The organism is Streptomyces sp. NPDC107528 (genome assembly GCF_055639295.1).
Map to the genome: position 1 here is coordinate 698,357 of NZ_JBVKAV010000004.1, position 12,976 is coordinate 711,332.

The window sequence follows — 12,976 nt, forward strand, 5'->3', positions numbered from 1 at the left end:
CGAGAACTCACCCGCGCGCTCCGAAGGACCACCGCACCCACGACACCCGCCACAAGCCAAACCCACGCCCCCACCACCCACCCCGGGGACAATGAGCCGGTGCGGTACAGAATCCTGGGCGTCACCCAGGCCGAGGACGACCAGGGCACCGTCGTACCCGTGGGCGGCCCCCGCCTCCGAGCCCTCCTGACGGCCCTCGCCCTCCGCCCCGGCCGCGTAACCACCGCCGACACCCTGATCGACGAGGTCTGGGCCCACGACCCGCCCCAGGACGCCCCCGCCGCCCTCCAGGCCCTGATCGCCCGCCTGCGCCGCACCCTCGGCAAGGACACCGTCACCTCCGCGCCCGGCGGTTACCGGCTCACGGCGACTCAGGACGACGTGGACCTCTTCGTCTTCGAACGCCTCGTACACCAGGGCACCTCCGCCCTGACCGACGGCGACCCGTCCACCGCCGCCCAGACCCTCGGCAGCGCCCTCGCCCTGTGGCGCGGCCCGGCCCTCGCCGACCTCCCGGACCGCGGCACCGCCGCCACCCGCCCGCAGGCGCTGCGCTTGGAGGCGACCCGCGCGCGTATCGAGGCGGACCTGCGACTGGGCCGGGGCCGGCACGCGATACCCGACCTGAAGGAACTGACCGCGGCGCACCCGTACGACGAACCGCTGCACGCCCTCCTCATCCGCGCCCTGCGCGACACGGGCCGCCCCGCCGACGCCCTCGCGGCATACGAAACCGCCCGCCGCTCCCTGGCCGACGGCCTCGGCACCGACCCCGGCCCGGAACTCCGCGCCCTCCACGCCGATCTGCTGACACGGGCGACTCCTGAACTGAAGGCGAGCCCCCAGCCTCAACCCGCGACGAAGCCGCAGCCGAACCCCCGGACAAAGCCCCAGCCGCAACCCACCCCCCACATAGCCTCCCCACCACCCCCACCACCCCCACCCCCACCCCACCCCCACCCTCCCGAACGCACCAGCAACCTCCGCCCCCGCCTCACCTCATTCGTCGGTCGGGAACTCGAACTCGACGCCGTCCGTTCCGAATTGCACAGGGCCCGACTGGTCACGCTCACCGGACCGGGCGGCTCTGGAAAGACCCGCCTCGCCGAGGAAGCCGCCGCCGGCCTCCCCCAGGCATGGCTCGTCGAGCTCGCCCCGCTCGACCGGCCGGAGGCGGTGCCCGGTGCGGTGGTCAACGCGCTCGGGCTGCGCGAGACCGTGCTCATGACCAACGAGCTCACGGCCCAGCAGGACGACCCGATCGCCCTGCTGATCGAGTACTGCGCCCCGCGCAGCCAACTCCTGATCCTTGACAACTGCGAACATGTCATCGGTGAAGCCGCCACCCTCGCCGAGGCCCTCCTCACCCGATGTCCGGGTCTCACGATCCTCGCCACCAGCCGTGAACCCCTGGGCGTCCCCGGCGAGTTGGTCCGCCCGGTCGAACCCCTGCTCCCCGACCAGGCGCACCGCCTCTTCGCGGAGCGCGCCGCGGCCGTCCGCCCCGACGCCGAGGTCGTGCTGCGCGACGGGCGCGACCAGGAGGCCGTCGCGGAGATCTGCCGCCGCCTCGACGGGCTGCCCCTCGCCATCGAGCTGGCGGCGGCCCGGCTACGGCTGCTCAGTCCCCGCCAGATCGCCGACCGCCTCGACGACCGCTTCCGCCTCCTCACCTCCGGAAGCCGTACGGTCCTGCCCCGTCAGCAGACCCTGCGCGCCGTCGTCGACTGGTCCTGGGAACTGCTCGACGAGTGGGAGCGGACGGTACTGCGCGAGGTGTCCGTCTTCGCGGGCGGCTGGGACCTGGAGGCGGCGGAGGCGGTGTGCACCGGCCCGGTCGCGGACCTCATCGGCGCACTGGTCGACAAGTCCCTGGTCGTGGCCACCCCGTGCGAGCGGGACGGCTCCGGCGGCATGCGGTACCGCATGCTGGAGACCATCCACGAGTACGCAGTCGAGCGCGCCGCCGAGCTCCCCGAGCTACGCCTCGCGGCAGAGCGCCGACACCGCGCGTGGGTGCGCGCCCTCGTGCAGAAGGCCGACCCGCTGCTGCGGTCCGCAGGTCAACTCCCGTGGGTCTCCCGCCTGGAGACCGAGCTGGACAACATCCGCGCGGCCCTCGACCACGCCCTCACAGCAGGCGACGAATCGGATGCCACAGCCATCGCCCTCGCCATGAGCTGGTTCTGGTGGCTGCGCAACTACCGGGTCGAGGGCGCGGCCTGGGTCGAACGGATTCTGCGCCTGTCCGCGACCCTGGACGCCTCAGTCCCGGGCGCACCTCCAACTACCCCTCCCGTTCCCCCTCCGGCCGCCCCTCCCGCTGCCCGTCCCACCACTCCCACCGCCGCCCCGCTGGACGCCCTCCTCACCGCCCCGGTCGAACAGGCGCACCACCCGAGGCACGTGCCACGCATGAGCCTGCGCATGCTGCATCTGTTCCTCGCCATCGAGTTCGAACCGGTGGAGCACTGGCAGGACGAGCGACGCAGGCGGTACATCGAGCGTGTGCAGGCCCACTTCGCGCAAGGCGGCCCGGCGGCGGCTCGCATCCCGGGCATGGTCTGGCCGTTGACCCACTACATCCTGGAAGACACGGCGAACACCCGTCCCGTCATGGATGCCTCGCTGGCCAACTGCCGGGCGTACGGCGGCGACTGGGAGGTCGGCTGCATCCTGATGTTCCGCACGCACATGCTCGTCGACTCACAGGGCGGCCTGGCCAACGTCGACGACGACCTCGCGGAGCTGCGGATCCTCAGCCGCCGGGTCGGCGACCGCTGGATGCGGGCCCAGGTGTGCAGCGCGGCCGGCGAGACGGCCACGGTGCGCGGTCGCTTCGAGGAGGCCAGGGGCGAGTACGACGAGGCGCTGCGCCTGGCCCACGAGGTGGGTGCGTACACCGAGACCCCGGGCCTCATCGCCCGGCTGGCCGAGATCGCCTACCGCTCGGGTGACCGTACGGCCGCGTTGAGGTTGCTGGACGAGGCGAGCGCCATGGCCGACCGATACGGCGTGGCGGACTCACGGGCGTTCGTCCTGCTGATGCGCGCCCAGATCGCCCTGGACGACAAGGACACCGCCCGTGCGCGCGAGATGTGCGAGGCGGCACGCGCGCAAACCGAGCGCGCCACACCACCGCCCCAGTTCGTTGTGGGGCTGAACGCGGTCGACGCCATGACGGTAACGGCGGAGTCGGGCCCGGAGCATGGTCTGCCGCGGCTGGTCGACGCTCTGCGCCTGGCCGTGGAGAAGCGCTGTGCCAACCAGATCACGGAGACTCTCACGGACGCCGCCGCGGACCTGCTGACCCGCCTCGGCGACCACCCGCGCGCAGTCCGGCTGCTCGCCGCCTCGGAGCACTGGCGCCGCGGCAATACACGCCTCATGCCCGAGCGCGCGCACGCCGAGCGGGCCGAGACCACCGCCCGCACCGCCCTGGGCGCCGAACGCTTCACCGCCGAGTACACCCGGGGCGCCGCCCTCACCCACGACGACGTGCTGTACGACCTCGACCGGGCCGTGCTCGGCCTCCAGCTCCCTACCGAGCAGGCGCCGTAAGCCAAGGTCAGAACCTCCAGCCGAACGCCCCTACACGCAGCTGAACTTCGACTCCGCCCAGTCCGCCGGCAGCAGGGTGTCGAAGGTGCCGTGCGGCTCGACCACCAGCCGAACGGCCTCCCGCCCGGCGAGGTTCACATGGACGGGCACGGCTCGGTCCCCGCCCTCGATCACCGCGGACCGCCACAACCGGACGCCGTCGGCGTACACCGAGAAAGTGAACTTGCCCAGCCCCAGAGTCGAGTCGTCGACGCCTGCCATCGCCGTGTAGGCGGAGCACTCCCGGTTGAGGTCGATGGTGACGGAGGACCGGCCGTGCACGGTGACGCCGTTCGTGTACCGCTCGTTGCCGATCGACACGCCGTGCCGCTGCCACACCCAGCTGCTCTCACCGATCCGCATCTCGGGTTCGGTGCCGTCGCCGGTGATGTCGTACGACAGCTCGCTCCACTGGTAGTCGACAGGCGCGGGCGGGGGCGGCGGAGTGGGTGTCGGTGTCGGTGTCGGTGTCGGAGTCGGCGTCGGGGAGGGCGTGGGCGTCGGGCTGGGCGTGGGGGTGGGTGGCGAGGCCGGTGTCGGGGTCGCCTCGGGATGGTCGGCCGGGACGATCGCCGGCGGTTGCGGGGCGGGCTCCTTCTCCGAAGGCTCCGGCGGCTGCGGCGGCTGCGGCGGCTGCGGCGGCTTGGGTGTCGGTGTCCCCTCGACGATGGGGGAGGGCACCGGGGGTTGCTTGGCGTCCTGCCTGTCGGCAGGCGGCTCGTTGCCGGCGAGCGCGAGCACGATCGCCGCCACCACGCCCACGGCGACGACACCGGCCGCGATTCCGGCCTTCACCGGCGCGCCCAGCCCTTCGGAGGCCGCAGCGCCGCCCCCGGAACTCGCCCCGCCGGACGAACCGCCGCCCGCCGCGGAGGCAGCCCCAGCCGCACCGGCCGCGCCCGCGCCCGCGCCACCGGCGATGAGCCCGGCCACCTTGGCGTACCCGGCGGCGCCGAACCAGCCGATGACCGCGACCGGCACGACGGCCGGGATACCACCGGCGACTTCCTTGATCTGGCCCGCGGCCAGACGGCACTTGGCGCACTCCTCCAGGTGCTTGCGCATGCCCCGCTCGGCCCGGGTGCGCAGGCTGCCGCGGGCGTAGGCCCCGAGCCGGTCGGCATGGCGGGCGCACTCCTCGTCGCCGGCGAGGCTGGCGCTGACGTGAGCTTGGAGGTAGGCCTGCTTGAGCCCCTCGCGGGCGCGGCTGGCGAGCACGCGCGTGCCGTTGGCATCGAGCCCGAAGAGCGTGGCGACCTCGCTCGGCGACTCGTCCTCCACCTCGGTGTGCCACAGCACGGCCTGCCAGCGCTCCGGCAGCGACCGGAAGGCCCGCATGGCCATGGACTGTTCGGCCTCGTGCATCGCCCGCACGTCCGCGCCCAGGTCGAGCGTGTCGTCGTCGGACACCTCGGCGACCCGCGTGGACTGAGCGGCGAACACCGCGAAGTCGTCGACCAGTTGCTCCCGCCGCACCGACTTCGTCCAGTCCGCGGCGGCACGCCGGATCGAGGTGAGCAGATAGGCGCGCACGGCGTGTTCGGGGCCGGAACCTCGGCGTACGGCCTGGAGCATGCGGGCGAACACCTCGGCGGTGAGGTCGTCCGCGGTGTGGGCGTCGCGACAGCACGTGCGCGCGTACCGGCGCACCGCTCCCGCGTGACGCCGGTACAGCTCCTCGTAGGCGGTGTCGTCACCGGACCGCATCCGACCGATCAGGTCGGCGTCCGACGGCGGCAGTTCGCTCGCCGGCAAGTCGGACGGCAGCTCGCGCGGCGGAGGCAGCACGCTGTCCTCACGCCGGTCGCGCTGGGCCGGGACGCTGCCTTCCGCGCGGGCCTGTGGACGCCCCTCCACGGGGTCGCCGCCCGGCGGGAGGTCCGCCCGTCCGCCCTGATTCGGCACCTGCGGAGTCGCCGAGTCACCGTCGCCGCGTGACTCGTCCCACCCGTCAACGCTCATCGCGGAAAGCCCCCGCCGCCAGCTCTACCAGTCCTGGACACCGGGTCAGGGTGCCATATTGGCTTTTGGTCAGGACCCACGCGTACGGACATCCACCCGTCCGTGGGGACTTACCGCGACGCATCAATGGCCCTCGCCCCTACGGGGAAGACGCAACCAGCGCTCACCGCAGTGGTGTTCGAGGCGAGGGCGGCACGGCACCCCGCCTCGCAGACACCCTTCTCGAACCCTCACCCCTTCGAAGTAACTCCTTCGAAGGCACCCTTCGCGCTCACGGCCGACGCATCGGCCGATTCACGCCCGAGGCCCGATTCACGCCTGGGGCCTGACTCACGCCCGAGGTCCGACTCACGCCCGAGGCCCGACTCACGCCTGGGGCCGGGACCGCAACCCCTCCAGCAGGATGTCCAGCAGCCGTGCCGAGGCCGCCGCCTGCTGCGCCGCATCCGGCAGCGAGGGCGCCGCCGTCGCGATCACCAGCAGGACGTCCGACACCGACACGTCGGCCCGCAGCTCGCCCGCCGCGCGCGCCCGCTCCACGAGCTGGCCCACCACGTCGAGCAGCGCCGCCGCGCCCGCGTCGTCCACCGGGTCGACCGGAACCGCCGGAGGATGCTCGGGCACCAGCCGCAGTTCTCCGATGCCCGGCTGCATCCGCTGCTGCGGCACCCGGGCCTCGTCGGGCGACGTACCGTCCTCGGCGACCCCGACCCGCAGCACCTGCGGCGGCAGCAGCCGGCCCGCGCCGGAGGCCACCGAGGTGCGCAGGAAGCGCGAGAGCGCCGACCACGGCTCGTCCTCCTGACCGAGCGCCGCACGTGCCTGGTCGGTCAGCCGGGAGGTCTCCTCCTCGGCTATCCGCCGGACCAGGACGTCCTTGCTCGGGAAGCGCCGGTACACCGTCCCGACGCCGACCCGCGCGCGTCGCGCCACGTCCTCCATCGGCGCGCCGTACCCCAGCTCGCCGAAGACCTCACGCGCCGCACGCAGCACGTGCTCCAGATTGCGCTGTGCGTCCACGCGCAGCGGCGTCGTACGTGACGCGTCCCCACGTCCGTTGCTCGCAGCCGCGCTCATCGTGCCGCCCACTCCGCCACCCGGTGTGATGGTGGATGCGGAAGACCATCGAGAATCCTGAACATGCATAAGCGATCCCCCGGTAATGACGTCTCCCCCCGGAGACTCCCCGTCATTTCAAAGCCGGAGCGTCGCGGAACAAGCCCGGACAACGAGTCCGTTCCGTGTGACTCACGGACCCGATGAGCGCATCCCCCTACACCCCGTCGACACACGAACATAGTTGAGAGGGAGTCAATTCAGAAGGGGCAGGTTCCGCACGGAGCGCCCCTCGATCGGAGTACGAGTCGTTTACGTCCCGATTGCGCCACGTGTGATCCCCCGGCGCACACCCGCTGACCTGCGGGTCTTCCCCGCACTCCGGCAATTCGGCCAAATCGCGGCGCCGACGATCTCCGGTCACACAAATGGTCGAGCCTGTGGACAAACGCAAGCGCCGGGTGCGTCATGGGATGGTGAAGGAACGTGCGCGCATTCTCGTTGTCGGCGGCGGCTACGTCGGGATGTACACGGCCCTGCGTCTCCAGCGGAGACTGCAACCGGAACTCGGCCGGGGCGACGCCGAGATCACGGTCGTCACTCCCGACCCGTACATGACGTATCAGCCATTCCTCCCCGAAGCGGCGGCCGGCTTGATCTCCCCGCGCCATGTGGTCGTACCGCTGCGCCGCGTTCTGCCCCGGTGCCGGGTCATCATCGGCGAGGCCACCGCCATCGACCACGCCAAACGCACCGCGACCCTCACCACCCTCGCCTCCGAGGAGGAGGGCACGGGCAGTGAACAGCTCTCCTACGACGAGCTCGTCCTCGCCCCCGGCTCCATCGCGCGCACCCTCCCCATCCCCGGTCTCGCCGATCACGCCATCGGCTTCAAGACCGTCGAAGAGGCCATCGGCCTGCGCAACCACGTCATCGAGCAGATGGACATCGCCTCCTCCACCCGCGACCCCGCGATCCGCGACGCGGCCCTCACCTTCGTCTTCGTCGGCGGCGGCTACGCCGGCGTCGAGGCGCTCGGCGAACTCGAGGACATGGCCCGCTACGCCACGCGCTACTACCACAACGTCAGCCCCGAGGACATGAAGTGGATCCTCGTCGAGGCCTCGGACCGCATCCTGCCCGAGGTCGGCGAGGACATGGGCCGCTACACCGTCACCGAACTGCGCCGCCGCAACATCGACGTACGCCTGCACACCCGCCTGGAGTCCTGCGCGGACCGCGTCGCCGTCCTCAGCGACGGCGCCCGCTTCCCGACCCGTACGGTCGTCTGGACGGCCGGCGTCAAACCGCACCCGATCCTCGCCGCGACCGACCTGCCACTTAATGAGCGCGGCAGGCTGAGGGGCACCCCCGAGCTGACGATCGAGGGCACCACGCACGCGTGGGCCGCAGGCGACGCCGCCGCAGTCCCCGACGTCACCGCAGCCGAACCCGGCACGGAGTGCGCCCCCAACGCGCAGCACGCCCTGCGCCAGGCCAAGGTGCTCGGCGACAACATCGCGCACACCCTGCGCGGCGAACCGCTGGAGACCTACGCCCACAAATACGCCGGTTCGGTCGCCTCCCTCGGATTCCACAAGGGTGTCGCCCAGGTCTACGGGCGCAAGCTCAAGGGCTACCCTGCCTGGTTCATGCACCGCGTCTACCACCTCAGCAGGGTGCCGACCTTCAACCGCAAGGCCCGAGTCCTGGCCGAATGGACCCTCTCGGGGCTCTTCAAGAGGGAGGTCGTCTCCCTCGGTTCACTCGAACATCCCCGTGCGGAGTTCGAACTCGCGGCCGGTGGAAAGCATCCCCTCAACCCGGAAGACGACCCGAAGGGGTCGTCCTGACCGGACCCAGGAACTCCACCGACCGGGCAGGCGTCAGACGGGTGTCGGCCAGGTCGGCCGCACTGCCAGACTGATCCCCGAACCGATCCCGACCACAAGGCTCTCCCCACTGTGCCGCAACCCCGGGGCGTCACCCCACAGACCCCCGGCCGGGTCCGGAGCTGGCCGAAGACGACGACACGAGGCAAGGATTCGTGAACTTCACGCGCTGGAGCGCCCGGCTCCCCGGAACGCAGCGCCGCGCCGCAGCGCGGACCGAACCCGCGGCGGCGGTCGCCCAGGACCGCCGAGGAGAGGGCCCGGGTGCCGTCCCGGCGGCCCGCGCCGAACACCTCACCGACGAGGCCAGGCCGATCCCCGCCGTCGACGAGCTGCCGGTCCGCGAGGTCCTGGACCGCGTCCCGGCCCTGGTCGCCCTCGTCCACGGCCACGACCACCGCCTCGCGTACGTCAACGACACCTATGCCACGGCCTTCGGCGTACGCCCCCCGGGCGAACCGGCCCGCGAGGCCCTGCCCGAGCTCGCCGAACTGGGCCTGCTCCCGCTCCTCGACCAGGTCCTGCGCAGCGGCAAGCCCCGCACCCTCAAGTCCCGCAAGGCACCCGACGGCCGCTCCTACACCTTCACCTGCACGCCCGTGACCGAGGGCGACGGCGGAGTCCTCGTCTTCGCCACCGACGTCACCGACCACGCGGAAGCCGCCGAACGCCTCCGCGCCAGCGAACGCCGCCAACGCGAAACGGCCGTCACCCTCCAGCGCTCGCTCCTCCCGCAAGAGCTGGAGGAACCGGACGACCTGCGCATCGCCGCCACCTACCACCCGGGCGGCACGGAGGCCGCGGTCGGCGGCGACTGGTACGACGTGATCACCCTCGGCGGCGGCCGCACGGCCCTGGTCATCGGCGACGTCATGGGCAGAGGAGTGCGCGCAGCGGCGGTCATGGGCCAGCTCCGTACGGCGGTGAGGGCCTACGCCCGCCTGGACCTCCCGCCGCACGAGGTGCTCCAGCTCCTGGACGGCCTGGCAACGGAAATCGACGCCAACCAGATCGCCACCTGCGTCTACGCCATCCACGACCCGAACGAGGGCCGCCTGATCTACGCGTCGGCCGGCCACCTCCCCATCCTCGTCCGAGACGAGAACGGCGCAGTCCAACGCGCCGACGAACCCACCGGCCCGCCCCTCGGCACGGGCGGCTGGATGCATGCGTCCGGCTCGATCCCCCTGAGCCCGGGCTCGACCGCGGTCCTCTACACCGACGGCCTGGTGGAACGCCGGGACGAGGACCTCGACGAGGGAATCGCCTCCCTGGAACGCGCCCTGGCCGGCGCGACGGGCACCCCCCAAGTCGTCTGCGACCGCCTCGTCCGAAGCGCAGGCGTCACAGCGGACCACGACGACGACGTGGCCGTCCTGGTCCTCCAGCACCCGGCCCGCACGGGCCCCGACGGCGACCTCTTCCGCAACGCCGCCCTGGAACTCCTCGGCGGCATCGAAGCGGCCCCCCGCGCGCGTGCCTTCGCCTCCGGCGTCCTGACCAGCTGGCGCTTCCCGCCCGACCTCCACGACCTGGGCGTCCTGGCGGCCAGCGAACTCGTCGCCAACTCCCTCCAACACGGCACCCCGCCCATGCGCCTCCGCCTCCGCCGCACCGACCGCCGCTTGATCATCGAGGTGACGGACGGAGACGACCACCTCCCCAGACGCCGCCGAGCAGAACCGGCCGACGAATCGGGCCGAGGAATCGCCATCGTCGCAACGATCGCCTCCGGCTGGGGCTCACGACGGACACCGGGCGGCGGCAAGGCGGTGTGGTGCGAGTTCGTACTGCTGAAGACGGCCTTGGACACACAGAGACCCTGAGCCCTCGACGCCGGTCCAGGCATTCCAGCCCGTCTGGGGGTGCCCCTCTGGGGGAGTTTGAGGACGAGGCCCGTTCAGTGCCGACAGCGGGGGTCTGGGGGCGCCGCCCCCAGGTACGGGACGGGTAGGGGCGGCGGGGGCGAAACCCTCAGGCGCGCGCCGGAGCCTGCTCCGCAGCCGACGCTGCCCCCTGCGCCACCACCCGACTCTTCCCCACCCACGGCCGATCCTGCACCGCACTCAGCTCCCGCCCCAACCGCACAGCGAGATAGGTGATCCCCAACGAGAACAACAGAAACGTCACGACATACGGCCCATGCAGCGACGCCCCCATCGGCCCGCCCACAGCCGGCCCCACAGCCAACGCAAGCTGCTTGACCAGCGCAAACGCCGAGTTGTACTGCCCAGCCATGCCCTCCGGCGCGAGATCAGCCACCAGCGGAGCAACGGTCGGTGACAACATCGCCTCACCCAGCCCGAACAACGCATACGTAGAGATGAAGGCAGCCGTAGCCATCTCCTGGCTCCCGTGCCCCAGCCCGGCATACCCCGCCGCGAGCCACGCCACGGCCCAGATGAGCCCGACCGCCGCAATCACCCGCGACCGCCGCCGCCGCTCGACGAACTTCAGCACGACGAACTGAGCCACCACGATCATCGCGGTGTTGGCCGCCAGCGCGGTCCCGAGCGCCGACGTGGAAACCCCGGCCGCCTCGACCCCGTATGCACTGAGCCCCGACTCGAACTGTCCGTAGCAGGCGAAGAACAGCACGAAGCCCAGCACGCACAGCTGCACCATGGCCCGGTTCTGGAGCAACTGCTTCCAGCTCCCCTTGCCCGCCCCGGCACCCGGCGCCCCCTCGATCCGCGGCGCCCGTGGCATCCGCACCGTCATCATCACCACGACGAGCAGCAGGAACATCGCCGCCTCGATCGAGAACAGCAGAGTGAAGGACGAGACACTCGAAGCGTCGACGAGGTGCCCACCGATGAGCCCGCCGACCCCCAGCCCCAGGTTCTGCAGGAAGAACTGCATCGCGAACGCCCGAGACCGGGTCTCCGCGGTGGAGCAGTCGACGATCATCGTCGCGAGCGCAGGCTGCATCACGGCCTGTCCCGCACCCAGTGCGGCGGCCGACAGCAATACGGATACGGCGCTCCCCGCGAGCCCCAGGCTCAGTGCCCCGAGCGCGGCAGTGACCAGGGCGGCGACCAACACCGGCATTGGGCCGCGCCGGACGATCGCCCGCCCGGCGAACGGCAGCACGACCAGCGCGGCCACGGCGAAGACGGCGAGGACCAGCCCCGCCGTCATGGCACCCAGTCCCCGGACCTGCGCCACATAGACGTACAGGTAGGGGACGGTGAAACCGAGCCCGAATGCGCTGAGTGCGTTGCCCACGTGGATCCGGCGCATCGCTGCGCCCATCGCCCTGGTCACGTTCACCTCTCTCGTATCTCTCAGATGCAGATCTAAAGACTTCAAACCTAAACTTCGAAGCTAAACAGTACACAGTGAAGGACTTCGATGCCAAGCGAGCCCGTGCCATACTCGGCCCATGGGCGACACCCCGGACATCAGCGAACCGACACTCGAAGAACAGATCGCCGCCTACCAGCGCGAGTTCCAGGGCCTCGACCCGCAGGTGGAGAAGGTCGTCTCGGCGCTGTCCCGCCTGAACCGGCGCATGAACGTCGCCTACGGGCGCCAGACCGCCGCCCTCGGCATCAGCAACGCCGAGTGGGAGGTCCTCAAAGCCCTCGTCCTCTCCGGCGCCCCCTACTGCATGGGTCCCAGCGACCTCGCCAAGGGCCTCGGCCTCACCCCGGCCGCCATGACCCACCGCATCGACCGCATGGTCGCCGAGGGTCTGGTCACCCGGGAACGGGACGAGTCCAACCGCGTCCGCGTCATCGTCGAGCTGACCGCCGAGGGCAGGGAGAAGTGGCTGGAGGCGATGCGGCTCGCGTCTGTCTTCGAGGAGGACCTGCTCCAGGACCTCTCTGCGGAGGAGCGCACCACCCTGGGAGAGGTCCTCACGCGCCTGCTCCGTAGGGTGGAGCACGCCCAGCCGGACGCTGGCGGACGTCTCAGCGACCTGGACTGACACGAGGCCCGGCCGCGCAGTAAAAGATCTTGACAAGGGGCGCTTGACAGCCCCCTGCCTGATCCGTAAAGTTCTTCGGGTTGCCACCGAGCCGTAACGGTTCTGCGGCAGCACCTCCCGCCGCGAAAGCGGCAAACCAAACCACCAGCACGATCTCCCGTCAGGGTTGATTTCGGCATGCCCGAATTCAATTCGAATTGGGACTCGGCGGCCCGATTGGGAATCGCCGGGCGGATCCGCTAAGGTTTGAGACGTCGGAACGGCCCAACAGCCGGGAAGGCAAGCCCCTCTGACTGGGACTCAGGCCCGAAAGGATCTGATAGAGTCGGAAACGCCGGAAAGGGAAACGCGAGAGCGGAAACCTGGAAAGCACCGAGGAAATCGGATCGAGAAAAGGTCTGATAGAGTCGGAAACGCAAGACCGAAGGGAAGCGCCCGGAGGAAAGCCCGAGAGGGTGAGTACAAAGGAAGCGTCCGTTCCTTGAGAACTCAACAGCGTGCCAAAAATCAACGCCAGATATGTTGATACCCC

The 12,976-nt window shown here is 71.0% G+C and carries 7 protein-coding genes; 4 read left to right on the plus strand and 3 right to left on the minus strand.

All coding sequences use genetic code 11. From position 1 onward, the window contains the following. The first annotated feature begins 99 nt into the window (after window positions 1-99). Window positions 100-3,561 (plus strand): AfsR/SARP family transcriptional regulator, encoded by a 3,462-nt coding sequence (locus ACZ7L5_RS16925; RefSeq protein WP_471517326.1) that lies wholly within the window; start codon window positions 100-102, stop codon window positions 3,559-3,561. 30 nt (window positions 3,562-3,591) lie between these two features. On the opposite strand, the gene ACZ7L5_RS16930 is transcribed toward ACZ7L5_RS16925, so the two are convergent. After that, complete coding sequence (locus ACZ7L5_RS16930) at window positions 3,592-5,562, minus strand: sigma-70 family RNA polymerase sigma factor (protein WP_471517328.1); 1,971 nt, start codon at window positions 5,560-5,562, stop codon at window positions 3,592-3,594. A gap of 366 nt (window positions 5,563-5,928) precedes the next feature. Then, window positions 5,929-6,708 (minus strand): TetR/AcrR family transcriptional regulator, encoded by a 780-nt coding sequence (locus ACZ7L5_RS16935; RefSeq protein WP_328880712.1) that lies wholly within the window; start codon window positions 6,706-6,708, stop codon window positions 5,929-5,931. 383 nt (window positions 6,709-7,091) lie between these two features. Here ACZ7L5_RS16935 and ACZ7L5_RS16940 point away from each other — a divergent pair, with 383 nt between their 5' ends. Both ACZ7L5_RS16940 and ACZ7L5_RS16945 read left to right on the plus strand, forming a co-directional pair. Next, the gene (locus ACZ7L5_RS16940; protein ID WP_471517376.1) at window positions 7,092-8,471 is read left to right on the plus strand and encodes an NAD(P)/FAD-dependent oxidoreductase; all 1,380 of its coding nucleotides are present in this window, start codon (window positions 7,092-7,094) and stop codon (window positions 8,469-8,471) included. Window positions 8,472-8,665: 194 nt separating this feature from the next. Further along, entirely contained in the window at window positions 8,666-10,336 is a 1,671-nt protein-coding gene (locus ACZ7L5_RS16945; RefSeq protein ID WP_471517329.1) for an ATP-binding SpoIIE family protein phosphatase, read from the plus strand. 148 nt (window positions 10,337-10,484) lie between these two features. Here ACZ7L5_RS16945 and ACZ7L5_RS16950 read toward each other — a convergent pair whose 3' ends face one another. Beyond that, a complete protein-coding gene (locus ACZ7L5_RS16950) occupies window positions 10,485-11,753 on the minus strand; it encodes an MFS transporter (protein ID WP_471517378.1) in 1,269 nt (422 codons plus the stop codon). A gap of 142 nt (window positions 11,754-11,895) precedes the next feature. On the opposite strand from ACZ7L5_RS16950, the gene ACZ7L5_RS16955 reads away from it, so the two are divergent. Continuing rightward, window positions 11,896-12,444 carry a MarR family winged helix-turn-helix transcriptional regulator gene (locus ACZ7L5_RS16955; protein WP_328880715.1) on the plus strand — a complete coding sequence of 183 codons (549 nt, stop codon included), beginning with the start codon at window positions 11,896-11,898 and terminating at the stop codon, window positions 12,442-12,444. Window positions 12,445-12,976 lie beyond the last annotated feature (532 nt).